Source organism: Glycomyces tritici, assembly GCF_030403505.1.
The window spans coordinates 24,762-48,969 of record NZ_JAUEMJ010000001.1 but is presented as its reverse complement, the minus strand read 5'-3'; the positions used below and the strand labels follow the sequence as shown (position 1 = coordinate 48,969).

20 protein-coding genes are annotated in these 24,208 nt (G+C 71.0%); 8 read left to right on the top strand and 12 right to left on the bottom strand.

The genetic code is table 11. The features are described from left to right. Positions 1-147: 147 nt before the first annotated feature. The 7 genes from QWI33_RS00200 to QWI33_RS00170 form a co-directional block, all read right to left on the bottom strand. Positions 148-1,242 carry a polysaccharide deacetylase family protein gene (locus QWI33_RS00200; protein ID WP_289953702.1) on the bottom strand — a complete coding sequence of 365 codons (1,095 nt, stop codon included), beginning with the start codon at positions 1,240-1,242 and terminating at the stop codon, positions 148-150. 203 nt (positions 1,243-1,445) lie between these two features. Further along, a complete protein-coding gene (locus tag QWI33_RS00195; protein WP_289953701.1) occupies positions 1,446-2,651 on the bottom strand; it encodes an RNA polymerase sigma factor in 1,206 nt (401 codons plus the stop codon). Next, on the bottom strand, positions 2,651-3,043 hold the full coding sequence (locus tag QWI33_RS00190) for a YciI family protein (RefSeq protein ID WP_289953699.1): 393 nt from the start codon (positions 3,041-3,043) through the stop codon (positions 2,651-2,653). Before QWI33_RS00190 ends, QWI33_RS00195 begins: the two co-directional genes overlap by 1 nt. Positions 3,044-3,197: 154 nt before the next feature. Beyond that, the gene (gad, locus tag QWI33_RS00185) at positions 3,198-4,562 is read right to left on the bottom strand and encodes a glutamate decarboxylase (RefSeq protein WP_289953697.1); all 1,365 of its coding nucleotides are present in this window, start codon (positions 4,560-4,562) and stop codon (positions 3,198-3,200) included. A gap of 107 nt (positions 4,563-4,669) precedes the next feature. Then, positions 4,670-5,770, bottom strand: a complete 1,101-nt coding sequence (locus tag QWI33_RS00180; protein ID WP_289953695.1) for a Gfo/Idh/MocA family protein — start codon at positions 5,768-5,770, stop codon at positions 4,670-4,672. Then, a complete protein-coding gene (locus QWI33_RS00175; protein WP_289953693.1) occupies positions 5,767-6,513 on the bottom strand; it encodes a sugar phosphate isomerase/epimerase family protein in 747 nt (248 codons plus the stop codon). Before QWI33_RS00175 ends, QWI33_RS00180 begins: the two co-directional genes overlap by 4 nt. A gap of 143 nt (positions 6,514-6,656) precedes the next feature. Beyond that, positions 6,657-6,956, bottom strand: coding sequence for a hypothetical protein (locus QWI33_RS00170; protein WP_289953689.1), 300 nt, complete (start codon positions 6,954-6,956; stop codon positions 6,657-6,659). A 206-nt stretch (positions 6,957-7,162) separates the two neighbouring features. Between QWI33_RS00170 and QWI33_RS00165 the strand changes: the two genes are divergently transcribed. The 4 genes from QWI33_RS00165 to QWI33_RS00150 all read left to right on the top strand — a co-directional run bounded on the left by QWI33_RS00165 (position 7,163) and on the right by QWI33_RS00150 (position 10,747). Further along, entirely contained in the window at positions 7,163-7,660 is a 498-nt protein-coding gene (locus tag QWI33_RS00165) for a GNAT family N-acetyltransferase (protein WP_289953687.1), read from the top strand. Between the two features lie 44 nt (positions 7,661-7,704). Continuing rightward, positions 7,705-8,073, top strand: a complete 369-nt coding sequence (locus tag QWI33_RS00160; protein ID WP_289953685.1) for a nuclear transport factor 2 family protein — start codon at positions 7,705-7,707, stop codon at positions 8,071-8,073. Positions 8,074-8,161: 88 nt separating this feature from the next. Continuing rightward, positions 8,162-9,280 carry an FUSC family protein gene (locus QWI33_RS00155; protein WP_289953683.1) on the top strand — a complete coding sequence of 373 codons (1,119 nt, stop codon included), beginning with the start codon at positions 8,162-8,164 and terminating at the stop codon, positions 9,278-9,280. Between the two features lie 63 nt (positions 9,281-9,343). Next, positions 9,344-10,747 (top strand): hypothetical protein, encoded by a 1,404-nt coding sequence (locus QWI33_RS00150; RefSeq protein ID WP_289953681.1) that lies wholly within the window; start codon positions 9,344-9,346, stop codon positions 10,745-10,747. A 74-nt stretch (positions 10,748-10,821) separates the two neighbouring features. Here the strand turns inward: QWI33_RS00150 and QWI33_RS00145 are convergent, their stop codons facing one another. The 5 genes from QWI33_RS00145 to QWI33_RS00125 all read right to left on the bottom strand — a co-directional run bounded on the left by QWI33_RS00145 (position 10,822) and on the right by QWI33_RS00125 (position 17,674). Beyond that, a complete protein-coding gene (locus QWI33_RS00145) occupies positions 10,822-11,256 on the bottom strand; it encodes a CBS domain-containing protein (RefSeq protein ID WP_353895337.1) in 435 nt (144 codons plus the stop codon). A gap of 92 nt (positions 11,257-11,348) precedes the next feature. After that, positions 11,349-13,061, bottom strand: a complete 1,713-nt coding sequence (locus tag QWI33_RS00140; protein ID WP_289953677.1) for an acyltransferase — start codon at positions 13,059-13,061, stop codon at positions 11,349-11,351. Between the two features lie 20 nt (positions 13,062-13,081). After that, a complete protein-coding gene (locus QWI33_RS00135) occupies positions 13,082-14,149 on the bottom strand; it encodes a hydroxyacid dehydrogenase (RefSeq protein ID WP_289953675.1) in 1,068 nt (355 codons plus the stop codon). Between the two features lie 19 nt (positions 14,150-14,168). Continuing rightward, a complete protein-coding gene (locus QWI33_RS00130; protein ID WP_289953673.1) occupies positions 14,169-16,430 on the bottom strand; it encodes an alpha-galactosidase in 2,262 nt (753 codons plus the stop codon). Further along, positions 16,427-17,674 (bottom strand): ROK family transcriptional regulator, encoded by a 1,248-nt coding sequence (locus tag QWI33_RS00125; RefSeq protein WP_289953671.1) that lies wholly within the window; start codon positions 17,672-17,674, stop codon positions 16,427-16,429. Before QWI33_RS00125 ends, QWI33_RS00130 begins: the two co-directional genes overlap by 4 nt. A 243-nt stretch (positions 17,675-17,917) precedes the next feature. Between QWI33_RS00125 and QWI33_RS00120 the strand changes: the two genes are divergently transcribed. The 4 genes from QWI33_RS00120 (at position 17,918) to QWI33_RS00105 (ending at position 24,127) form a co-directional block, all read left to right on the top strand. Then, on the top strand, positions 17,918-19,612 hold the full coding sequence (locus QWI33_RS00120) for a type 2 periplasmic-binding domain-containing protein (protein WP_289953670.1): 1,695 nt from the start codon (positions 17,918-17,920) through the stop codon (positions 19,610-19,612). A 72-nt stretch (positions 19,613-19,684) separates the two neighbouring features. Continuing rightward, complete coding sequence (locus QWI33_RS00115) at positions 19,685-20,668, top strand: ABC transporter permease (RefSeq protein ID WP_289953668.1); 984 nt, start codon at positions 19,685-19,687, stop codon at positions 20,666-20,668. Further along, a complete protein-coding gene (locus QWI33_RS00110; protein ID WP_289953666.1) occupies positions 20,665-21,606 on the top strand; it encodes a carbohydrate ABC transporter permease in 942 nt (313 codons plus the stop codon). Before QWI33_RS00115 ends, QWI33_RS00110 begins: the two co-directional genes overlap by 4 nt. Positions 21,607-21,751: 145 nt before the next feature. Next, positions 21,752-24,127: a sialidase family protein gene (locus QWI33_RS00105; RefSeq protein WP_289953665.1), complete on the top strand. Its 2,376-nt coding sequence runs from the start codon at positions 21,752-21,754 to the stop codon at positions 24,125-24,127. Positions 24,128-24,208 lie beyond the last annotated feature (81 nt).

Below are 24,208 nucleotides of genomic sequence, written 5' to 3'. Positions count from 1 at the left end.
CGGGGCCTCGTATCCGGGGGAGTGGCGAAGATACGCAGTATTGTATACCTGGTATGCGCACTGTCCGCGCCACGGAGTCGAGCCGACCCGCCGCGCGGGCCGGCCGGGCCGGTCCCGTGGCCGAAGCCGCGGGACCGGGCTCAGCTGCTAGACGCGGGTCCACTTCTGGTTGGCGCCGGTCCAGCAGGAGTAGAGCTGGACGGCGGAGCCGTTCGCGCTCCCGTACACGTCAAGGCAGGTGCCGGTGCCGGTGTTGCGCACCGTGCCGTCCGATCCGAACGTCCACTTCTGATTGCCGCCGCTGGAGCAGCTGCCGATCTGCGCCAGCGCCCCGTTCCCGCTCCCGGAGGGCTCCAGGCACTTCCCGAGGACGCGCAGCTCCTGCGCGGCGGTGTAGGTGAACTGCTGGTTCGCGCCCTCATAGCAGGTGTAGAGCTGGACGCGGGTGCCGTTGGCGGTGTTGCCGCTCGGCACGTCGATGCACTTGCCTGCCGATTCGGAGCGCAGCAGGTCGGTGCCGGTGCCGCCACCGCCGCCTCCGCCGCCCCCGGTCGTGGGGGCGACGGCCCGGCCGGTCGACGGGGAGATCATCCCCGCGCACAGGCCCCGGGAGCGCAGGTTCGCGGCGATCTGCGGGATCGCGTTGACGGTGTTCTGGTAGGCGTCGTGCATGAGGATGACGCCGCCGTTCTGGAGGTTGTTCGCCGCCGACACGATCTGGGCGGTGCTCGCACCGTTCCAGTCCTGGGAGTCGACGGACCACAGGACCTCGGTCAGGCCGTACTGGGCCTCAACGGATCGCAGGGTCGCGTTGGTCTCGCCGTAGGGCGGCCGGAACAGCACCGGGGTGCCGCCTCCGGCCTGCTGGATCGCCTGCTGGGTGCTGGAGATCTCCTGCGCCATCTGGGAGGACGACATCTGCGTCATGTGCCCGTGCGAATAGGAGTGGTTGCCCACCCACATGCCGGCGTTGACCTGGGCCGCGACCAGCGAGGGGTTGCCCGCCGCGCGCTGGCCGGTGTTGAACATGGTGGCGCGCAGGCCGTTCGCGGTGAGCGTGCTGAGCAGGCTGCCGGTGGTGCCGGGGTTGGGGCCGTCGTCGAAGGTCAGGGCGACGTAGCCGTTGCAGGTCTGGGCCTGCGCGGGGCTCGCGGTGAGGAGCGCCGCGGCGGTCGCGGCGGTGAAGACGAGTGCGGACAGGGTGGCGATGAGCGGTCGGATGCGGCGGCGGATGCCGTGCATGCTGCCCTCCTTGGGATGCGATGCGGCGCATCAGTTCCGCGTCGACGGATCCCGGGGTGAGGGCCGTGGTCGTCATGAGGGGGACGATGGAGCGATGCAGTAGACATTGAGAATTATCGATGTAATCGGAGGGTCCTAACAAGACGTCTGCGCCGGACGGCGGCCGCGCTGCGCCGAACGTGCTGCGAACGGTCGCCCTGCGGTCAGAGGGCCGCGGCCTTCTTGAGGAGGTAGCGCTGCTCCGGGGTGCTGGTGGCGAGCCGGGCCGCCTCGCCGAAGGCGTCCCGGGCCTCGGGGAGCCGGCCGGCCTGTTCGAGGAGGTGCGCCCTGACCGCGTGGAGGCGGTGGGCCCTGGCGAGTGCGGGTTGGCGCAGGAGCGGATCGAGCATCCCCAGTGCGGTGCCGGGCCCCTCGGTCATCGCGACCGCAACGGCGCGGTTCATGGTCACGACCGGCCCGGGCGCCGCGGCCTCCAGCATCCGGTAGAGCTCGGCGATCTGGGGCCAGTCGGTGTCCGCGTAGGCCGCGGCCTCGTCGTGGACGGCGGCGATCGCCGCCTGCAACTGGAAGGGCCCCACCGGACCCGAGGGCAGGGCCGCTTCGACCAGCCGCACGCCCTCGGCGATGAGCGACCGGTCCCAGCGGGACCGGTCCTGGTCGGCGAGCGGGACCAGGTCGCCGCGCGCGTCGGTGCGGGCGGCCCGCCGCGCCTCGGTCAGCAGCATGAGGGCGAGGAGACCGGCGGTCTCGGCGTCGCTGGGGAGCCGGCGGTGCAGTGCGCGGGCGAGGCGAATCGCCTCGGCGGTCAGCGGGACGTCGAGGAGGTCGGCGCCGCCGGTGGCCGTGTAGCCCTCGTTGAAGACCAGGTACAGGACCTGGCGCGCGGAGGCGACGCGCGCGGGCAGGTCGGCCCTGGTGACGTCGCCCAGGCGCGCGCCCGCGGCCGCGAGCCGGGCCTTGGCGCGGCTGATCCGCTGGCCCGTCGTGGCGACGGGCACGAGGAACGCCGCGGCGATCTGCTCGGTGGTGAGCCCGCCGACGGCCCGGAGCGTCAGGGCCACTTGCGAAGCGGGGGTCAGGGACGGGTGGCAGCACAGGAGGAGGACCTGCAGCGAGTCGTCGCCGCCGAGGACCGGCGCCTCACCCGGCTCGAGCAGGTTCGCGGCGGCCTCGCGGTCGTGGCGGGCGCGGTCCGAGCGCAGGGCGTCGACCAGCCGGCGGGAGGCCGCGCGGATCAGCCAGCCGCGGGGGTTGGCGGGCGCGCCCTCGCGGGGCCAGTGGACCGCCGCGGAGAGCAGGGCCTCCTGGACGGCGTCCTCGCAGGCGTCGAAGCGGCCGTAGCGGCGCACCAGCGCCCCGAGGACGTGCGGCGACTCGCGCCGCCACACGTCCTCGAGTCCGCCGTCCATCAGTGCTCCTCGCCGCCGGGCCACATCGCCGGGCGCAGTTCGACGGTCTCGCCGGGGCCCGAGAAGGCGTGCGCGATCTCCTGGGCGCGTTCGGGTCCGGCGACGTCGATGAGGAAGAACCCGGCGAGGTGCTCCTTGGACTCCGAGTACGGGCCGTCCGTGGCGAGCGGTTCGCCGCCGCTCCAGCGGTAGAGGGTCGAGGTGCTCGGGTCGGCGAGGGCCTCGCCGTGCACGAGCTCGCCGTTCGCGCTCATCTCGGTGAGCAGCCGCTCGAACTCCGCGTTGAGCCGCTCACGTTGCTCGGCGGGAAGCGCCTGGTTCTCGGCGATGTACTCCCCGGTCGGGTGGCCCCACGGCTGCGGGTTGGAGTGGATGAGGATGACGTACTTCACGGTGACCTCCAGTCGCGGATCCGGCTCTTCCGGATCTTCACCCGGGACGACGGAGCCGACCCGCGGTTTTCGACACCCTGAGCAAACCATCCCCGAAGTTTCTTGCGCCGGGACCCGCCGCCCGTTCGAACCGTGCGGCGGAGCCGGGTGCGCGTCAGTAGCCGGTGCCGTGCTTGACCTGGGCCCGTTCGACCGCATGGGTCGCGCCCTTGGCGTCCAGCGTGCGGCACGCGTCGGCGATGTCCTCGCTCAGGCGGTCGATCTGCTCGCGGCTCAAGGTCTCCTTGACCAGGGCGCGCATGATCTTCACCGCCTGCGCGTCGGGCGGGAGCGTGTAGGCCGGGACCATCCAGCCGCGCTCGGCCGAGAGCTGCCATGCGACGTCGGACTCGTCGTAGTCCTGCTCGCCGGTGAGGCGGAACGCGACCAGCGGCAGCTGCTCGGCGTCGTCCCCGATCACCTCGAAGCGGCCCCCGTCGCGCAGGTTGCCCGCCAGCACGCGGGCGTTCTCCTGCATCATCCTCATGACGTAGGTGTAGCCCTGGCGGCCGAGCCGGACGAAGTTGTAGTACTGCGCGAGCACCATCGAAGCGCCCGTGGAGAAGTTCAACGTGAACGTCGCGTCGGTCTTGCCCAGGTAGTTCTCGTAGAACACGAGGTCCATCGACAGGTCGGACTCCTCGCGGAAGACCAGCCAGCCGATGCCGGGGTAGACCAGGCCGTACTTGTGCCCCGAGACGTTGATCGAGCGGACCTGCTCGAGCCGGAAGTCCCATTTCGAGTCCGGGTAGAGGAAGGGCCACACGAAGGCGCCGCTGGCGCCGTCGACGTGGATCGGGATGTCGAGGTCCCGCTTCTCGCGGACGTCCCGCAGGAGCTCGTCGATTCCGACGACGTCGTCCTTGTGGCCGGTGAACGTGGTGCCGAGGACGGCGACGACGCCGATCGTGCGCTCGTCGAGGCGGGGTGCGACGTCTTCGGGGCCGATCGTGTACTTGCCCTCGGCGAGCGGCACGATCCGCGGCTCGACGTCGAAGTAGCGGCAGAACTTCTCCCACACGACGTGGACGTCCCCGCCGAAGACCAGGTTGGGCCGGTCGGTCGACAGGCCGGCCGCCTTGCGGCGCTCCCGCCACTTCCACTTCAAGGACAGCCCCCCGAGCATGATCGCCTCGGACGAGCCCTGGGTCCGGCACCCGGTCGTCCTGCCCGGCGCGTTGAAGAGGTCGGCGAGCATGCGCACGCAGCGCCGCTCGATCTCGGCGGAGATCGGGTACTCCGCATGGTCGATGAAGTTGCGGTGGAGGTTCTCGGCGATGATCCGCTGCGCCTCGGGCTCCATCCAGGTGGTGACGAACGTGGCGAGGTTGCGCTGCGGGTCGCCCTCCATGGCGAGGTCCACGTCCAGCAGCCGCATGGCGTCGGTCGCGCCCATGCCCTCCTCGGGGAACCGCTCCGAGGGAGCGGGCGTGGTCAAGAACCGGTTGCCGAACAGTGCCGCATCGTCGCGCTCAGTCATATGAGGATTCAACCGCGCAAGAGCCCGCCTCGGCGCGGAAACGCTGAGGCGGACTCTGGCGCGGCTCTGACCAGGGCGTCGAGCCGACCGGGTCGCCGCAGTCGCGCTCAGAGCGTGCGCGCCGCCGGATCCCACTGATGCGGCAGGGCCTCGGGCCGGGTCACCGTGCTCTGCGGTTCCACGGCGCCTCCCGACGCCGCGGCGTCAGTGATCGCGACCATGACGTCGAGCACGTGGAAGGCGACGGCGGCCGAGGCCCGCTCGCCGGTTCCCGACCGGATGGCGCGGGCCAGGTCGAGCACGCCGGCGCCTCGGCCGTATTCGGCCCCGACCGCCTCGATCACGTCCGGCTCGCCGCCGTCCCGCCACAGCCGCGAGGGGCCGTCGAAGCCGTTCGGGTCGGGGAGCGCGAGCGTGCCCGAGGTGCCGGTGACCTCGACGAGGCCGGCCCGCACCAGGTGGGACTCGAAGCTGAACAGGGCCACCGCGCTCGTGCCGCCGGTGAACTCCAGCAGCGCGCTGTGCGCGGTCGGCACGTTCACCGGGAACTCCGTTCCGGCCCGCGGACCCGAACCGATGACCCGCGTGGCGCGCGACCGGGACGAGGTCGCGCTGACGCGGCGCACCGGGCCGAAGACGTGGACGAGGGCGGTCAGGTAGTACGGGCCGATGTCGAACAGCGGGCCGCCGCCGACGTCGAAGAGGAACTCCGGACTCGGGTGCCACGATTCGGGGCCGGGGGACTGCATGACCGCCAGGGCGGTGAGCGGTTCCCCGATCTGCCCGTCCTCGATGGCCCGCAGGCCGGTCTGGAGGCCGGAGCCGAGGACCGTGTCCGGTGCGCACGCGACCCTGAGGCCGCGCCGTCTCGCCTCCTCCAGCAGCATCAGGCCGCTCTCGCGGTCCATCGCGACGGGCTTCTCGCTCCACACGTGCTTGCCCGCTTGCAGGATCTGGAGGCCGACCTCCACGTGCACGGCGGGGATCGTCAGGTTCACCACGATCTCGATGTCCTCGCGCGCGAGGAGCTCGGCCACCGTCCCCGACGCCGGAACGCCGAACGCCTCCGCCTGCGCCTCGGCCCGGTCCGTGTCGAGGTCGGCCACGAACCGCACGGCGAGGTCAGGGAACGCGGTGAGGTTGCGCAGGTACTCGCCGCTGATGACTCCCGCGCCGATGACGCCGACGCCTACCGGCCCGGCGCTCATGCCGCCTGCCCGGCGTCGACGGTGCTGACGAACCGCAGGCTCTGCGCGATCCCGTCGAAGAGGTCGCCGGCGTAGTCGTCGAACTCGATCACCCGCACGGCCCGGGGCGCGGCCGCCAGGATCTCCTCGACCGGCATGTCACCCGCTCCCGCGGGCTGCTGCGCGAACGCGTCGGTGCTGCGGGGTCCGTCCTTGACGTGGATCAGCCGCACGCGGTCGCCAAGGCGGGTGAGGACCGCGGGCGCGCTCGCGCCGCCGACCTCGGCCCAGTACGTGTCGATCTCGAGCGCCACCGCGGGGTCGAGCCGATCCGCGAACACGTCGAAGGCGTCGCGCCCGTTGATCTCGGCCTCGAACTCCCAGGTGTGGTTGTGGTAGCCGACCGCGATGCCGAGCGGCTGCGCCTGGGCGGCGAGCTGCCCGAGCCGCTCCGCGATGGCGGACACGCCTTCCGCCGTCTCCCATCCGTGGCGGATCATGGGCTCGATGAGCGTCCGCATGCCGAGTGCGGCCGCGGCGTCGAGCGCGCGGTCGGCGTCGCCCTCGGCGATCGGCGCGTGGCCCGAGAGCGCGGTGAGGCCCGAGTTCGCAAGCGCGGTGCGGTACTCGTCGACTCGGTCGACGAAGTCGAAGAGTTCGACGTTCGCGAAGCCGAGCCCCGCGAGGCGGTCGAGCGTTCTCGGCAGGTCGGCGGCGAGCGCGTCCCGCACGCTGTAGAGCTGCACCGAGAGTTCGGCGGTCATGGTGGTCTCCTTCTGGTCGGGCGGATCGGCCGCGGCCGGGTGGTCCGGCGCGGCCGTTCGGTGGTCGGTGCTCGAGCGCCGTGTCTCGGAGCGCTGCAGCGGCGTGGGCACTCAGGCGCCCACACAGTCGGGCAGGTCGCCGATCAAGCGCTGGGGCCGGTCACGGTCGCTTGGAGGCGGTGCACTCGATCGTGCCGCCGCCCCAGGAGTGGAACGTGAGGCTCCATGCGCTCGGGGACGGTCGTGCAGTCCAGTCCAGTCCCGGGCCGGTGTGCGACCTGCTCCATGGCCGTGGTGCCGCGCGGCGGCGCGGCCGGGTCGCTCACCTCGCAGCCTTCGGCCGCGTTGGCGCTGGCAGCGCAGACCAGTCCGGCGGTCACGCCGGTGGCTGCGGCGACGGCGAGGCGCAGCCGTCTTCTGTGGACGGTGTCTGGACGCTTCACGGCTCTCCTTGGGGGGAAAGTGGATTCCGTGAGGGTGCGGCGCTTGCCGCCGATGGGGGGTCGGTCTCCTCGAGCAGATTAAGTTTAATGACCCAACTTTGTCAAGGGGTGAGTCCGCGTGCTTCGGAGGCCACCGGACGCGCCCAGAAGGCGGCGGCCGAACGGGCGCCGCAAGCCTGCGGGACCCGGCGTGTGATGCTGGCGCAATGACTGATCAACGCGAGGTCGCCATCGTCCGCTGGCCCGGTCAGGGCCCTGTCGCGGAGCGGTTCGCCGAGCTGCTGGCGGCCTACCACCTGCAGACCGAGGCGGAGAAGGGCGAGCCCGTCGCCGACGTGGACGGTTTGCCGGACCGGTACCGGGCGGAGATCCTGGACCCGCGGGCCGCGTTCGCCCGCGATGTCGTGCTGGTCGCCTCGATCGGCGACACGGCCGTGGGCTGCCTGGTGGTGACCGCCCCCGCCGGCGGCCGGTCAGAGGTCAAGCGGCTCTGGACCGACCCGGCGTTCCGGGGCCGGGGCGTCGCCTCGGGCCTCGTCGGTGCCGCGCTCGTGCACGCTGCCGAGAGCGGGGTCGGCACGGTGCGGCTGTCGGTGTGGCGGTGGCGGGTCGACGCGATCGCTCTGTACGAGCGGCTCGGTTTCACCGCCGTCGAATCGTGGGAGGAGCGGGATCAACTGGTGTGCATGGAGAAGGCCCTGTGAGCGGCAGCGGACCGCGGGAGCGCACCGGCCGCTATGTTGTGGGCATGGAAGCCTTCGACGAACTGCTCGATCTCGAACGCTCAGGCTGGAACGCGCTCTGCTCGGGCGCCGGCGCGGACTTCTACGGGTCGACCATGACCGCGGACGGCCGCATGGTCTTGGCGAACGGCGTCGCCCTCGACCGCGAAGGCGTCGTCGCCTCCCTGGTCAGCGCGCCGCCCTGGGCCGGCTATGCACTCAGCGACGTCCAGTTCCTTCCACTCGGGGACGACGTCGCCGCCCTGGTCTACACCGCCAGGGCCTGGCGCGAGGACCCCGAGGCGCCGTTCAAGGCGTTGATGTCCTCGACGTACCTGCGCAGCCCTGAAGGATGGCGGCTGGCGCTGTACCAGCAGACCCCGATCCCCGACTGAGGCAACCGGCAAGGATCGCCGCTGATCGGCTGCGTCCTGACCGGTCCTGGTCGGGGATAAAGTCCGCTGCGCCGGGCAACCGGTGCGGATGATCTGGAACGAGGTACGCGACGGCGTCACGGACGATCTTCGCGGGGCGTGGCACTTCACGCGCGACCTGCCGCGCAGCGGCACGTGGGCGCAGGAGACCGCGGTGCAGGCGCTCAAGGCCGCCATCGCGACCGTGCTCGCCTGGTTCGTCGCCGCCCACGTGCTGACCCTTCCGCAGCCGTACCTGGCGCCTTGGGCCGCATTGGCCGTGGTCAGGCCGACGGTGCACTGGTCGGTCCTGACCGGGCTGCGGCAGATGGCCGCCGTCGGATTCGGCGTCCTGGTCGCCGTCCTGGCGGTCGCCGTCACGCCCGGCAAGGAACTCGCCCTCGCCGTGGGCGTGCCGGTCGCCTTCCTGGTCAGCTGCTGGCCCCGGCTCAGCGACCAGGGCCTCTACGTGCCGTTCACCGCCCTGTTCATGATCGCGGTCGACAGCGTCCAAGAACCGTTCGTCCTGGTCCGCCTGCTCGAGACCGCGCTGGGCGCCGGGATCGGCATGGGGGTGAACCTGCTGATCAAACCGCCCGCGCGGGTGCTGTCGGTCGGCGGCCGCATCCGTCGCGACGGCGCCGCGGCCGTCGACCTCCTGCGCGAGATCGCCGCCGCCTTGCGCGAGGACGCCGGGCACGAAGGGGCCCGCACCTGGTCGGCCCAGGCGAAGCGCCTCAGCGACCACTCGACCGAGACCCGTTCGGCACTCCACCGGGCACGCGACAGCCTCCGGCTCAATCCCCAGACGACCGGGGAGTACACCGACGCGCTCGACCGGTTCAACGCGGCGTTCGAGCTGAACCAGCGGGTCGGCCGCTCCACCCGCGCTCTCGCGGACCTCCTCGACGGCCCCGCCCGGGTCGCCATGCCCGACCATTCGCTCGAGTCCGCCTACCGCCAAGACTGCGCCACGGCGATCGACGCGGCGACCGACGCCTATGAGCAGCAGCTCACCCGCCTGCTGTCGAACGGCGATCGGGAACCCGTCGACCTCGAGCCCGCCGACGCGGCACTGGCAGCGCTGGAACGCCGCACCCACACCGCCGACGCCGACGGCCCGACGACTGAAGTGCAGGCCACGGCGCTCGTCGCGGTACGCCGCCTGCGAAGCGACCTGGACTCCTGACGTCGCGGTGGTGCGCCGCTCGTAGGATGCGGCGGAGGCCGATCCCGAGCGAAGGAGCCCCTGGTGAGTGACGATCGCGCCCGGTCGAACACCTGGCACTGGCACGAGTACGGGGTCGGGCCGGCCGGTGAGGTCGCGCATGCGTGCGCCCGCTCCCTGACCGCGTTCCTGGTCGGGCTGGGATGCTCGTTCGTGCTGATCCTGGGCGCGGGCCTCCTCGCCGAGGAGGACCAGTTCGGCGATCCGGTCCTCGAATCGGCCATCGACCACCTCATGCGCTTGAGCGTGGGCCTGTTGATGGTGTTCGTGCTGGTCACTGCGGGCGTTGCCGCTGCAGCGAGCTACCTGCGGGAGGCGACCACGTCCAGGGCGCTCGTCAAGGCCGCCGAGCGCGGCGTGTCCAGCCGCGCCGTGCCCGCGCCCGATCAGGTCGCGTCGGTCATCAACGAACCGGCGGCGCCGCTCAAGTACTTCGGGTGGGTGAGCGCCGGCCTGGCCGGACTCGTGGGCTTGATCGGACTGTTCGTCGTGCTGACGGAACCCAGCACCGAGGCCTGGACGATTACCTTCCTCTCCTTCGGTGGCGCGGCGGTCATGAGTCTGCTCGGATACGCCTGCCACCGGTGGCTGCCCCGCGCGCATGAGCGGCGCCGGGTCCGGATCGCCGCCCACTGGACCGCCGAGGACGAGGCCCGGGCATGGAAGCGGGCGAAGCACCGGCGCGCCAAGGGGAAGGGCGAGCAGACGCCGTCGCGGCCCGAAAAAGGCGGGCGCTTCATCTACCTCGCGTGCCTGTTCTGCGTCGTGGGTTTCGTCGCGCTCCTGGCCTCGATGGTGATGCGCTGCGGGACCATTCCGGGGCGGGGGCAGTCCGAATGCCACGAGGTCTACTACTCGTCGTTCATCGAGCGCGTGCTCTCCTGGGGATTCTGGATCTTCGCGATCGCGATGCCCCTGGCCGCACTGCTCGCGGCGGTCGGCGTACTGCTGGAGTGGCAGCAGCGGCGGGCCGAACGCGCCGACCTCCTCGCGCTGCTGGCCGACCCGCGGTCCGCGAGCCCGGCCCACGACCTGCTCGCCTATCACGTGGAGCGGCACACGCATCCACTCGCGCGCGTCGGCGCGGCGCTGTCAGGGGGCGGTCTGGTGTTCGGCACCTCGGGTTACCTGCTCGGACAAGGCATGGGACTCGGCTCGCATGAGGAATTCGCCGTCTACCGCACCGAGGCGCTCCTTGCGATCCTCGTCTCGGCGGGGCTGCTCCTCGCCGCGACGGTCGGCACCGGCATCGCCAACGCGCGCGGCCGCGAATTGCGCAACGCCCTCATGGAACGCTGGCCCCGGCTGCCTTCCCAGTCCGGCGAAGGCAGGGCCAAACGCCCCAACCGCCCCCTCGCACCCAACGTCTCGCGTGGCCCCGCGGCGGCGTCGACTGCCCGCCGTTCGGGCCGGGGCGCCAAGCGCTGAAGACGCCCCTGGCCGTGGTGGGCTCGCAGTACCCGATCGGCTCCACGGCGTTCGTCCGCGGGGCGGCCGGGTGTTCAGCCCGCCCCGGCGATGTAGCCCTCGAGTTGCTCCTTCTCGAATTCGAGCTGGCCGATGCGCCCTTTCACCACGTCGCCGATGCTCACGATGCCCACGAGGGCGTCTCCGTCGGTGACCACGGGGACATGGCGGATGCGCTGCCGGGTCATGAGGACCATCAGGTCCTCGATGGAGTCGCCAGGGGCCCGGGTGTGCACGTCCGTGGTCATGATCCGCGAGACCGGAGCGTCGAGCAGGACAGGGTCCGTGTGCAGGCCCCTGGCGACGTCCCGTTCCGAGACGATGCCGGCGACGTTGCGGCCGTCCGCGCTCACGACCAGCGCGCCGACATTGTGCTCGGCGAGCTTGGCGACGAGGGCGCGTACCGAGTCCTCGGGCCGGATGGTCACCACGGCAGCGCCTTTGGACCGCAGTATGTCACTTATCCGCATGGCGGCCTCCCGTGTGCACAGTGAGTAGCCATTCAGGCTATCCCATACCGGGCCGGAACGACACCGGCACAGTGGGACCGGGTGTGCGGGTCTTACCTCTCGGAGAGGTCGAACGCGGGTTCGGGGCGGTGCACGCCGGCGGGGCGGTAGCCGAGGGACTCGGAGGCGCCGGCCAGGTCGGCGAAGTACCAGAGGGTCGCGGCCCACATCTCGGTGCCTTGCAGGCCAGGGCGGTGCTCGTCGGTCTGCGGGCCGCCGAGCGGGGCGACCCGGAACGCGAAGCCCTCGTGCGGCCGCCAGCGCGCGATCGTCTCGGTCGCCATCCGCTGCGCGAGCGCGGCGATCTCCGCGTTCCGGTGGGCGGTCTGCTTTGCCGCGATCCACAGTGGGTGGGCGATGTCGAGGGCGTTGCAGGCCGTGGTCCGGCCCGGGCCGAAGTGCCGTTCGTCGCGGGCGTGGTCGAGGACGGCGTCGATGACCCGCTCGGGGTAGGGGACGGGGAGTCCGTATTGGGCGAAGCTGCCGCGGACGGCGCGGTAGTAGCCGTTGACGACTTGCAGCATGCCGTCGGAGAGCCGCGGCGCCGACCACATGCCGGTGTCGCGGCGCGCGTTCGCGAGCAGCCAGCCGATCAGGACGTTCGCCTGGCGGCGGGCGGTTTCGGCGTCACCGATGCGGAGGTTCCACAGCAGGGCGGTGCCGAGGGTGTCGACGCCCGAGCCCGCCGACCATCCCATGTCCTTCCAGGGCTGGCCGTCCAGGACCGCGATGATCTCGTCGAGGCTGTACTGCTCCACGGCCGTGATCGGGTGCTCGAAGCGGCTGCCCAGCAGGTCGAGGGCGTAGCCGAGGCTCAGGACGTGGTAGTGCGCGGACCCGTCGTCGAAGCCGGACGGCGCCTCGGCGTGCCGCTGGTCGACGAGCAGGGGTGTGAGCCCGGTGGCCGGGTCCTGGTTCTCGCGCAGTCTCGCGATGTGCTGCTCGCGGGTGAGTTGTCGGGGCGGTTCGGCGGTGAGCAGCATCGAGAGCTCGACTGCGTCGGCGTGCGCGCGCAGCGTTGCTTGGGATCCGGGGGCATCGACGTAGCGGCCGGGGCTGGTCCCGTCGGCGGCGAGCGCGTCGGGTTCCCAGCTGCGGGCGATGATCGCGCCGACCTGCTCGCGTGCGGTGGCGCCGAAGTCGCGCAGTGCCGCGGCCAGTTCGTGCCGTCCGGCCTTGCGCGGTGCCCGGCGGTCCCGGATGAAGCGGGCGGGGTTGCCCGCGACGATCGCCCAGTCGGGGACGTCGGCGGTGACGACCGAGCCGGCGCCGATGACGGCGTGGGATCCGATGTTCACGCCGTCGACGATGACGACGTTCGACCCGATCCAGACGTCCTCGCCGATGCTGATCCCGGTCTCGGTGCTCGCCTGGAGGTAGATCCGCCGGTCGGGCGCGGTGGAGTGGTTGAATCCGAGGATCGAGGTGTGGGCGCCGATCCGCACCCCGTCGCCGCAGGTCACGGTGCCGCGGACGACGGTGAACGCGTTGACGGTGCAGTCGTCGCCCAGGTTGACGGTGCCGGTGATGTAGGCGTGCGCCGCGACATAGGAGTCGCTCCCGAGGGTGAACTCGGTCGGCTCGACCATCGCCAGTTCGGAGATGAAGGTGCGCTCCCCGATGGCGCCCTTGGCGCGGCGGAGGATGCCCTCTTGCCGCCGCAGCTGCGCCTGCTGCTGTTCCGGTGTGGCGTGCTGCCAGAACAGCCAGCCGTTGTAGTCCAGGGCGAGGGGGTCGCGCGGGGTGTCGTCGGTCGGGTCGGGCATGGGGGAGCGGCCTCTCTCGTTCAGGCGGAGCGTGCGAGGTTGCGGGGGTCGACGGGGTGCTGCAGCGGGGCGCCGTCGGTGGCGCGACGGACTTCGTCGAGGGCGCCGGCCCCCAGGCGGTGGAGTTCGACGCCTACTGATCCTGCGAGGTGTGGGGTCACGACGACGTTGTCCAATCGGGCGAGTGCCCGACCGCTCGCACCGACATGGACCAGGTCCAGGATCGCCGAGATGCGCCCGGTCGCGGCGACGCGCAGGAGGGCGTCCTGGTCGACGAGTTCGGCGCGCGAGGTGTTGATGAGCGTGGCCCCGGGCCGCATGGCGTCCAACTCGTCAGTGCCGATGAGGCCGTGCGTTTCGGGGAGCGAGGGCGCGTGCACGCTGACCACGTCGCTCTCGCGCACCAGGGCGTCGAGCGGGACGAGCCTCGCCCCGAGGGCGGCGGCCCCGGCCTCGTCGAGCGTCGGGTCGGCGACCAGGAGTCGCAGGTCGTAGGCGGCGAGCATCCGCAGGACCAGGGCGCCGACCTGTGAGGCGCCGATGACCCCGACGACTTTGCCGTAGTTGCCGGCGCCGGCGAGCTCGGTGCGGATGTCGGGGTCGGGTTCGCCGCGCTGGGCGCGCCTGGCCATGGTGAAGACGCCCTTGTTCGCGAGCACGATCATCGCGACCGTGTACTCGGCCACCGGGACGGCGTTCGCCGCCGCTTGCGAGGAGACGTGGACGCCCCGTTCCCAGAGGGCGTCGGTGACGAAGGGTTTGACCGATCCTGCGCTGTGGATGACGTACCGGAGCGCGGGAAGGCGCTCCAGCAGCGCCTCGTCGAGCACCGGGCACCCCCATCCGGTGATGAGGAGTTCGAGGCGGTCGGCTCCTGGAAGCCGCTCGACATCCGATCGGCTCTGCAGCACGGTCGGCGCGAGGTCGAGCCGGCGGCCGAGCGCGTCGAGCTGTTCAGGGCTGAAGACCTGCGTCCGCAGGGACTCCGGGGCCATCGCGAATGCTGCGCGGAGCTTCGCGCGGGGTTCGGCGGGCAGCCGGTCGGCGGTGGATTCGCGGTCGGTTCGCAGCGAACGGTTCGGCGTCATGCATGCACTCCACTGCGGGTCATGGCTCTCGGCGGGTCCCGTCTGATCCTAGGGCTTTCGGCTCGCGCTGCAATTCGAGGATGATCGCCTCGCCGGGGGCGAGGAGCGGGAGCTGCACTCCCACATCGGCGATGACCGCGCCGGGGAGCAGCAGGGGACCGTGCTCCAGCCAGGGCGGGGGCACTTCGTCGAGTCCGCGCGGCACCGGCAGCTCGAGGACGGGCGCGACCCGGTACCGGCCGTCGGGGTCGAGGCCGGGTATGCGGAGCGCGGTGGCGAGTGCGCGGTTCCCGGTGGCGTGCCGGGCGACGCGGATGACCGCGTGGGTGCGGTCGTCGTTGACGACGGCGGTGGCGGTCGTCCCGTCGTCGCCGGTGTCGAGGTGGCTGAGCGTCCCGGTGTGGAGCAGGCCGCGCAGGCGCCGGTAGCAGGCGATGCCGTGGCGCAGCCGGTCGAGTTCGCCTGGGGTGCAGGCGGTGATGTCCCATTCGATGCCCGCGGAGCCGAACAGCGCGGTCGCGATCCGGAAGTCCAGGCCCGCCGCGCGATGGGTGGTGTGCGCGGTCGGCGGGCCGATGTGCGATCCGATGAGTTCGAGCGGCAGCAGCAGCTCGGTCCACCGCTGGATCGCCAACCGCTCCAGGGGGTCGTTGGTGTCGGACGCCCACACCCGGTCGGTGCGGTCGAGGATGCCGAGGTCGACGCGGGCGCCGCCGGAGGCGCAGGATTCGATCTCCAGCGACGGGTGCAGGGCCCGGAGCCGGTCCAGGAGCCGGTAGACGGCCTCGGTGTGCCGGTGGACGTTCGCGCGTCCATCATGGACGGCCTCGATGAGGTCCCGGTTCTGGTCCCACTTGATGTAGTCGAGCTCGTACTCCCCGACGAGCGCCGATATCGAGCCGAGGAGGTAGTCGAACGCGTCGGGGCGGGTCAGGTCGAGCGCGTACTGGCCGCGCCACGCCCGCGTCGACGGGGGCTGGAGCAGCCATTCGGGGTGCTCGCGCGCGAGGTCGGAGTCGGGGTTGACCATCTCGGGCTCGAACCACAGGCCGAACTGCATGCCGAGGGAGCGGACGGTGCGCACGATCGGATGCAGCCCCTGGGGCCAGACCCCGGGGTCGACGGTCCAGTCCCCGAGGCCGGCGGTGTCGTCCCGGCGGCCTCGGAACCAGCCGTCGTCGAGCACGAACCGCTCCACGCCGATGCCGGCGGCCGTGCGCGCCAGCGTCTCCAGCCGGGCGAGGTCGTGCTTGAAGTAGACGGCCTCCCAGGTGTTCAGCACGACCGGGCGGGGCCCGCGCGGGTGCGAGGGCCGGGCCCGCAGCGAGCGGTGGAAGCGGTCGCCGAGGCCGTCGAGGCCCCGGTCGCTCCATACGAACACGGCGTCGGGGGTGCGGAACGACTCGCCGGGGGCGAGCTCGATCTCGCCGGGGCGCAGCAGGGGTCCCGCACCGAGGACGGTCCGCGCCTCGGGGAGGGCGTCGTGGCGGTAGACGGCATCGCCGCTCCATGCGAGGTGGACCGCCCACAGTTCGCCTGCGGCGGTGTCGAAGCCGGGGGTGCCCAGGACGAGGGCGAACGGGGCGTCGTGGCCGGTGCGTCCGCGCCGCGTCTCCCGCACGCGGCTGCCCTGTGCGAGAGGACCGCGCTGGGGGACGCGCTCGCGGGTCCAGCGCCCGGTGAAGTCGAGGACTTCCGCGGCGCGGTCGTCGACGGGCATCACGGCCTCGAGCGCCGCGAGCGACAACGGCCGGTCTCCCGTGTTGACCAGTTCGTGCGCGGCGCGGAGCACCCCGGCGTCGTCCAGACGCAGCTCGCTGCGCAGGAGGAGGCCGGGGGCCTCGGCGCGGAGGTGCAGCGTCCCGGTGTCGACGTCGGTCTCGAATCCCGAGTCGGCGACGGTCCACCGGGGGTACTGGGCCCGGCCGGCGCGGTGCGCGGCGAACCCGGGACGGCCTTCCCACCCGTCCTGCTCGCCCGGTACGAGGGTGAGGGGCCAGGGGGCGTCGAGCGCGCTGGGCGAGACCGACCGCGTGCGGGCCCGGCGCAGCTGCTCGAAATCCCGGTGGCTGAGGTCGCCGAGGTCCCGGCCCCAGTGCAGCACTTCGGGCAGTCCGCGTTCGGGCAGGTGAACGACCACGGATACGCCTCCGGCCCAGAGCATCCGAGTCTTCCCGCCCTCGTCGAGGCCGTCGGGGGCATTCGCGGCGACCTCCTCGCTCGGCGCCGGGTCGGGCTGCCGGAAGTGGGGTGCTTCGGCGACGGCTCGCGGTTCGGTCATGCGGACTCCTCGATGGACGGGTGCGGGGCCGTCCAAGTATCGACAAGGCGCACGACTTTGTCAATAAAAAACACTAACTCTTGATCGTGCCCCAGGAAGTCGCTGATGGCGAGCACGGCGCCGGCGCGGGCCCACTCGTCGAACTCGAACGGCTGGATGTCGAGGGTGATCGGTGCGCTGTCGGGGTGGCGGCCCGCCTCGGCGGCGGCGTCGAGTTCGCCCCGCGCGAGCTCGGTCACCGCGATGCCGTCGCCGGTGATGATGAGCTTCTGGGGGTCCATGGTGTTCGCCAGCGTCGCCACCAGGACGCCGAGCGCGTGCCCGGCGTCGCGGAACGCCTGCTTGGCGGCGGGGTCCCCGCCTCGCGCGAGGGCGACGACGCTCGCGTAGTCCAGGCCCGGGGTGCGCAGGGCGCCGACGATCGCCGCGTTCGAGAGGTACGAGGCCAGGCAGCCGCGGTGCCCGCGCTCGCACCGCGGTCCGCTCGGGTCGACCGGCAGGTGCTCGAGCCTCCCGGCCCGGCCGTTGGCGCCGGTCACGACCTTCCCGTCCACGACGATGCCGACCCCGATCCCGGTGCCCACGGTGATGAGCACCATGGACTCGTACCCCACGCCGACGCCGAACCAGTGCTCGGCCACCGTCAGGGCGCGGACGTCGTTCTCCGCGGCGGCGGGCACCCCCAGGCGCTCGCTCACGAGCTCGGCCAGCGGCACCTCGCGCCAGCCCAGGAACGGCGACTCCAGCACGATCTGGCGCCCGCCCGCGGCGGCCACGTCCCCGGCGAGGCCGATCCCCGCCGCGGCGATGCCGGGATACTCGTCCGAAAGCCGCTCGTAGGCCCCGCCGATCTGCGCGACGACGTCCTCGACCTTCCGCGACGCCAGGGGCTCGTCGAACTCGGCGAGGGCCTGCGCCTTGAGGTCGGTGACGACGGCGAAGAGCCTGTCGCTGGTCAGCTTGACGCCGAGGAACCGCCTGCCCTCGGGGCGGACGTGGAGGACCTCGCTGGGCCTGCCGGTAGCCCCCCGCAACTCGATGGTGCCGCTGGTGACCAGGCCCTGCTCGATGAGGGCGCGCATGACCACCGTGAGGCTCGTCCGCGAGATGCCGATCTTCCGCGCTATCTCCGCGCGGGACTTCGGACCGTGGATCAGCAGTTCGCGGAGGGCGCTGCGCTCCAGGCCGCTGAGCGGAGTCCCGGGCCGGCGGCCCTCGGCCTGCGGTGGCGTCGTCGTCTGCATCGCGTTCCCCTCGGTTTGTACTCGGCCAACGTTATCGGGGCCCCCGGTCGCCGATGTGTGCCCTCATATGTCTTGTTCATAGCCATTTTGCCATTCGGGTTGCCGCCAATAGTTGGTACGGCTAGTTGACAAACTGAACGGCATCTGCGTACCGTACATCGCACCAGGTCAGGCATACACATACCTCGATACGCCCGATCTGCGTGAACTCCTTATCCCTTCGCGACAACGAGGTTCAGCGACATGACCACTCCCTCAGACCGGGCGCCGTTCAAGCGCCGCTCCCTGTTCAAGGCCGCGGGGCTCGGGGCCGCGGGGGCCGCGGGCCTCCCGGTCATCGCCGCCTGCTCCGACATCGATTCCAGCAGCGGCAACACGCAGGCCACCACCGGCTTCGACTTCCTCCCGACGCACGAGGAGTGGCCGCTCCCGGTCCAGCCCGACCTGGTCGGCGAACCGCCGCACCACCCCTCCGGCTTCACGTCCTACCCCGAGCCCGTCCAGGCCGTCACCGACCTGCCCGCGGGCAAGGGCACGTACGAGCTGACCGTGCCGTGCTGGGGCCCCGCGCCGGCGAAGGACGACCCGTACTTCGCGGCGGTGTACGAGGCCTGGGGCGGCACGAAGCTCGAACTGCGCCAAGGCGACGGCATGACCTACGGCGACACGGCCGTGCAGTGGGTCAAGGCCGACGAGTACGGCGACGGCATCCAGCTCTTCAACTACATGACCGGCTCCTTCAGCAACTTCCAGGAGACCGTGGTCAACAGCTTCTACGACCTCACCGAGATCGTGCAGGGCGACATCGCCGAGCGCTGGCCGCTCCTCGCCGCGATCCCGTCGGAGGCGTGGGGGTACGCGGTGTGGCAGAAGGACCCCGACGACCGCGAGACCGCGGGCATCTACGCCATCCCGATGAACTACAGCGGCGGCCAGGGCAACGGCATCCTCGCCCGCGTCGACCTCCTGGAGGCCGAGGGCCTCGCGGTGCCGACCACGGTCGAAGAGTTCCTCGAGGTCGCCCGCGCCTGGTCCGACGACGCCGCGGGCAGGTGGGCCACCGCCGGCCTCGACTGGTTCATCGGCCAGTGGTTCGGCCTCGGCGGCACGGACGGCTGGAACTGGGACCCCGACCAGAAGAAGATGATCAACAACATCGAGCGGCCCGAGTTCACCGAACTCATGGAGTTCCGCCGCACCCTCTGGGACGAGAAGCTCATCCACCCCGACGCCCCCACCGGGACCCTCGACGCCGCCGCGATGCAGCAGGCCGGGCAGGTCATGTTCACGCAGGACAACCTCGTCCGCTGGAACGACTACAACCTCAAGGTCAAGAAGGGCGAGGCCGAGGGCCGGGTCGCCCCGCTGCCGCCCCTGGCCGCGAAGGGCCGCACGCCCACCGTCGCGATGGCCTCCGGCAGCGGCGGCTGGACGTTCCTCAACAAGAACCTCTCCAAGGAGCAGGTCGAGGAGATCCTCGACGTCGCGAACTGGTGCGCGTCGCCCTACGGCACCAAGGAGTACGAGATCCTCAACTACGGCGTCGAAGGCCAGCACTTCGAACTCGGCGCCGACGGCACCCCCGTCTTCACCACGCTCGGCAGCGAGATCGTCCAGGGACCGGTCCACTACAAGGCGCTGACCTGCCAGGTCCAGACGTTCCTCACCGGCGACCCCGACATGGTCACCGAGCGTTTCGCGTACGACGCCTCGATCCAGGACTACCGCATGGAGAACCCCTTCGAAGGCGTCCGGATCGAGGCCCCGGCCGAGGCCAAGTCCGCCGGCTCGACCCTCTGGGACCAGCAGAACGACATCGCCTACGGCCGCGCCGAGCTCTCGTCGATCCCCGACATGGTCGAGACGTACATGAAGAACGGCGGCGAGGCCGCCCGCGAGTACTACACCGACGCGTACAAGGCCCTCCACGGCGAGTAGCGCGCAGCCTGGCGGCCCGCGGGCCGCCAGGCGTCCCTCCATACAGGACCTACACGACTGGATTCTGAAGCGATGGCAATTCTCCAGAGCACTGCGCCGCCGGGCACCGAGCCGCCCGCGGGCCGGCCGATCGTCAGGCGTAAACGGACCGTGCTGCAGCGGCTGCGGCATGACTGGCCGCTGCTGCTGCTGGCCCTTCCCGTGGTCGCGCACCTGTCGGTGTTCCACTACTGGCCCACGGCCTGGAACATCATCGCGTTCATGGACTACAGCCCGTACCGGCCGTTCTGGGAGAACCCGTTCGTGGGCTTCGCCTGGTTCCAGCGGCTGTTCAACGACCCGTACTTCGCCCCGGCCCTGGTGAACACCCTGAAGTTCGCCGCCCTGAACCTGCTGTGCATGTTCCCGCTGTCGGTCGCGTTGGCACTGGCGATGAACAGCATCATCTCCATCCGGGTCCGCTCCACGTTCCAATCCATCGTGTACCTGCCCCACTTCTTCTCATGGGTCCTGGTCGTCACCGTCTTCGTCCAGGTCCTGGGCGCTGACGGCCTGGTCTCCAACTGGATCATGGACAGCGGCGGGGAACGGCTGAACTTCACCTCCAACCCCGACACGTTCACGTTCCTGGTCTGGATGCAATGGGCGTGGAAAGACGCCGGCTGGGGCATGATCATCTTCCTCGCCGCCCTCGCCTCGATCAACCCCAGCCTGTACGAGGCCGCGGCCTCGGACGGCGCGAACCGGTGGCGGCGGATGTGGCACATCACCCTGCCCGGGATCAGGCCCGTCATCATCCTCCTGCTCATCCTCCAGATCGGCGGGATCCTCTCGGTCGGGTTCGAGCAGTACCAGCTGCAGCGCCAGGCCGTGGGCTACCAGGCCACCGAAGTGCTCGACACCTACGTGTACTACCAGTCGATCGTCGGCAGCCAAGGCGAATCGTTCGGCACCGCCGCGGGCCTGTTCAAAGGCGTCATCGGGCTGATCCTCATCCTCGTCGCCAACCACATCGCCCACCGCCTCGGAGAACAAGGGATCTACCAGAAGTCATGACCGCCATCGACACCACACCCCGCCGCCGCAAGAGCGCGCGCCCGGTCTGGGACGAAGAACCCACCCTCGCCGGCAAAGCCGTCAAAGCCCTGTTCCTCATCGGCTACGGCGCCGCGATCGTGCTGCCCTTGTGGGCGGTCCTGGCCACCAGCTTCGCGAGCGAGGAAGCACTCGCCCGCGCCGGCGGCAACCTCCTGCTCCTGCCCACCGAAGTGAGCTTCCAGGCCTACCAGGAGATCTTCTCCGGCGGCGCGCTCACCGACTCCCTGCTCCTGACCACGGCCCTGACCATCGGCGGCACCGCGATCAGCATGGTCCTGACCATCTGCGGCGCCTACGCCCTCTCCCGCACCGGCTCGCTCCTGCACCGCCCGATCCTGTGGTTCATCCTGCTCACCTTCCTGTTCGGACCGGGCATGTTCCCCAGCTTCCTCGTAGTCCAGAAACTGGGCCTGTTCAACTCGTACTGGTCACTCATCCTGCCCGGGGCCGTGGGCACCTTCAACATCATCATCCTGCGCGCGTTCTTCATGAACTCCATCCCCGGCGAACTCATCGACGCCGCCAGAATGGACGGGGCCGGCGAGTTCCGCACCCTGCTCACCATCGTGCTGCCCATGTCGAAGGCGATCCTGGCCGTCATCGCCCTGTTCTACGCCGTCGCCAACTGGAACATGTACTTCTCCGCCGTGCTCTACACCCCCGGCCTGGAAACCCAACCGATCCAAGTCGTGCTCCAACGGATGCTCATGTCCACCCAAGGACTCCCCGAAGGCGCACAAGCCGCCGCCCAATACCGCGACCAAGGCGAAGCCGCACCCACCGCCGCCCTCAAAATGGCCGTCGTCGTCTGCACCATCATCCCCATCGTGATCATGTACCCCTTCATCCAAAAACACTTCACCAAAGCCGTCATCACCGGCGCCGTAAAAGGATGACCCGCGGACTGTGAGGGTTCCGTGAGGGGCGGGCGTCCGGATCTGTGCCGGGCCCGGACGCCCACCGCCTTTCCAAGGCACGCCCCCCTGACCTCCTCCGCATCGCAAGACCGCAAGATCCCTCAACAACACAAAGGAGCAACACGTGCGACGACGCACATTCGCCGCCACCGCAGGCGCGGCCGTGGTCGGGGCCGGCGCCCTGTCCGTCCCCCTCCTGGCCGGAGCGGAAGAACGCAACCAGCAGGGCGGCGGCAACGCCTACACCTGGAAGAACGTCGCCATCAACGGCGGCGGCTTCGTCCCCGGCATCGTCTTCAACGAGACCGAGGCCGACCTCATCTACGCCCGCACCGACATCGGCGGCTGCTACCGCTGGCAGGAGGACTCCCGCACCTGGAAGCCGCTCCTGGACTGGATCGGCCGCGACAAGTGGGGCTGGTCCGGCGTCGTCTCGATGGCGACCGACCCCGTGGACACGAACCGCGTCTACGCCGCAGTCGGCACTTACACGATCGACTGGGACCCCAACAACGGCGCGGTCCTCTACTCCGACGACAAGGGCGACACCTGGGGCGTCGCCGAGCTGCCGTTCAAGCAGGGCGGCAACATGCCCGGCCGCGGCATGGGCGAGCGCCTCGTCGTGAACCCGGCCGACAACGCCGAGCTCTACCTGGGCACTCCCAGCGGCAACGGCCTCTGGCGCTCGAAGGACCACGGCCGCACCTGGGGCCAGGTCGAGAACTTCCCCAATCCCGGGAACTTCGTCGTCGACCCGAACAACCCCACCCTGGCCGACAACCAGGGCGTCATCTGGATCGACTTCGACCAGATCGGCGGCAAGGTCTATGTGGGCGTGGCCGACCCGGACGACCCGCTGTACGTCTCCGAAGACGGCGGCGCGACCTGGACCGCGGTCCCCGGCGCGGCCGAGATCCTCGGCTCCGCCGGCGGCAACCGCACCTTCCCCAGCCAGTCCGCAGTGGACAACACCAACGGCTACCTGTACATGGTGACCAGCCACGACCCCGGCCCGTACAACGGCGCCCCCGCCTCGGGCAACGGCGGGAAGATCGTGCGACTCGCCACCCAGACCGGCGAGTGGACCGACGTCACGCCGACCTACAACCCGCGCGGGGTGATCCCCGGCTTCGGCGGGATCACCGTCGACCGCCAGAACCCCGGCACTCTCATGGCGGCCACCCGCAACAACTGGTGGCCCGACGAGATCCTCTACCGCTCCACCGACTCCGGCGCCACCTGGTCGCTCAGCTGGGACTACGCCGAAGGCCAGGACCGCCACGACCGGTTCGACATGGACGAGTCGGGCAGCCCGTGGCTCTCGTGGAACGGCGAGGACCAGGGGCCGGCGTACGCGGTCAAGCACGGGTGGATGATCGACGCCCTCGCCATCGACCCGCACGACTCGGGCCGCATCATGTGGGGCACCGGCGCCACCATCTGGGGCACTGAGGACCTGACGCAGTGGGACGCGCAGGGCGATCTCATCGGCGAGGAGAACGGCGGGCGCGTGCCGCTCCCGGTCGAGAAGTTCACCGTCGGCGTCCGTGCCGAAGGCGTGGAGGAGTGCGCGACCCTCGACCTCGCCGCGATCGGCGGGACGCTCGTCTCCGCGGTCGGCGACGTCGGCGGCTTCGTCCACACCGACCTCGACCGGGCCGAACCGATGATCGACACCGGCTGGTCCACCGGCACCAGCGTCGACTTCGCCCAGGCGAAGCCCGACTTCGTCGTCGGCACGGGCAACGTCCACGGCAACGAGAAGGGCCACGTCGGCGTCTCCACCGACCGCGGCAAGACCTGGCGCAACGCCGCGACGCTGGAGGGCGTCCCCGGCGACGGCCACGGCGGCACCGTCGCGATCACCGCCGACGGGTCCACGATCCTGTGGTCGCCCAGCGGCACCGAGGTCACCCCGGTCTACAGCACCGACCTGGGCGAGACCTGGACCCCGGTCGAGGGGCTCCCGGCGGGGGCGAAGATCCGATCCGACCGCGTCAAGGCCTCGGTCCTGTACTCGTTCGCGGGCGGCACGTTCTACCGGAGCACCGACGGGGGCAAGACCTTCGCCGACACGGGAGCCACCGGCCTGCCCCCTGCGGCCGTCGAGGACTTCCGGGCCGTCCCCGGCAAGAAGAACCACGTCTGGCTCGCCGGGCGCGGGGACGAGAAGGAAGGCGTCGGCGGCGGCATGTGGCGCTCCAAGGACGGCGGCACCACCTGGAAGCGCATCTCGAAGTTCGAGACGGCCGAGTCGGTCGGCTTCGGCAAGGCCGCCAAGCGGTCCGGCTACCCGGCGATCTACTCCTCCGCGGAGATCGGCGGCAAGGCCGCGATCTACCGGTCGATCGACGGCGGCAACCGCTGGTACCGCATCAACGACGACGACCACCAGTGGGCCTGGTCGGGATCCGCCATCACCGGCGACCCGCAGATCTACGGCCGCGTCTACCTCACCACCAACGGCCGTGGCATCGTCTACGGCGACATCGCGGACTGACGAGACGGGCCGCCCGCACCGCGGGCGGCCCCCTCGGACGGGCACTTCCCCCGCGAACCTGCCGTCGACCCTCGGCGTCGC

Bases quoted from the DNA above. Each gene is read 5' to 3' on its own strand.
- QWI33_RS00200 (WP_289953702.1), bottom strand. From the start codon at position 1,242: ATGCACGGCATCCGCCGCCGCATCCGACCGCTCATCGCCACCCTGTCC.
- QWI33_RS00195 (WP_289953701.1), bottom strand. From the start codon at position 2,651: ATGGACGGCGGACTCGAGGACGTGTGGCGGCGCGAGTCGCCGCACGTC.
- gad (WP_289953697.1), bottom strand. From the start codon at position 4,562: ATGACTGAGCGCGACGATGCGGCACTGTTCGGCAACCGGTTCTTGACC.
- QWI33_RS00180 (WP_289953695.1), bottom strand. From the start codon at position 5,770: ATGAGCGCCGGGCCGGTAGGCGTCGGCGTCATCGGCGCGGGAGTCATC.
- QWI33_RS00175 (WP_289953693.1), bottom strand. From the start codon at position 6,513: ATGACCGCCGAACTCTCGGTGCAGCTCTACAGCGTGCGGGACGCGCTC.
- QWI33_RS00165 (WP_289953687.1), top strand. From the start codon at position 7,163: ATGACTGATCAACGCGAGGTCGCCATCGTCCGCTGGCCCGGTCAGGGC.
- QWI33_RS00160 (WP_289953685.1), top strand. From the start codon at position 7,705: ATGGAAGCCTTCGACGAACTGCTCGATCTCGAACGCTCAGGCTGGAAC.
- QWI33_RS00155 (WP_289953683.1), top strand. From the start codon at position 8,162: ATGATCTGGAACGAGGTACGCGACGGCGTCACGGACGATCTTCGCGGG.
- QWI33_RS00145 (WP_353895337.1), bottom strand. From the start codon at position 11,256: ATGCGGATAAGTGACATACTGCGGTCCAAAGGCGCTGCCGTGGTGACC.
- QWI33_RS00140 (WP_289953677.1), bottom strand. From the start codon at position 13,061: ATGCCCGACCCGACCGACGACACCCCGCGCGACCCCCTCGCCCTGGAC.
- QWI33_RS00135 (WP_289953675.1), bottom strand. From the start codon at position 14,149: ATGACGCCGAACCGTTCGCTGCGAACCGACCGCGAATCCACCGCCGAC.
- QWI33_RS00130 (WP_289953673.1), bottom strand. From the start codon at position 16,430: ATGACCGAACCGCGAGCCGTCGCCGAAGCACCCCACTTCCGGCAGCCC.
- QWI33_RS00125 (WP_289953671.1), bottom strand. From the start codon at position 17,674: ATGCAGACGACGACGCCACCGCAGGCCGAGGGCCGCCGGCCCGGGACT.
- QWI33_RS00120 (WP_289953670.1), top strand. From the start codon at position 17,918: ATGACCACTCCCTCAGACCGGGCGCCGTTCAAGCGCCGCTCCCTGTTC.
- QWI33_RS00115 (WP_289953668.1), top strand. From the start codon at position 19,685: ATGGCAATTCTCCAGAGCACTGCGCCGCCGGGCACCGAGCCGCCCGCG.
- QWI33_RS00110 (WP_289953666.1), top strand. From the start codon at position 20,665: ATGACCGCCATCGACACCACACCCCGCCGCCGCAAGAGCGCGCGCCCG.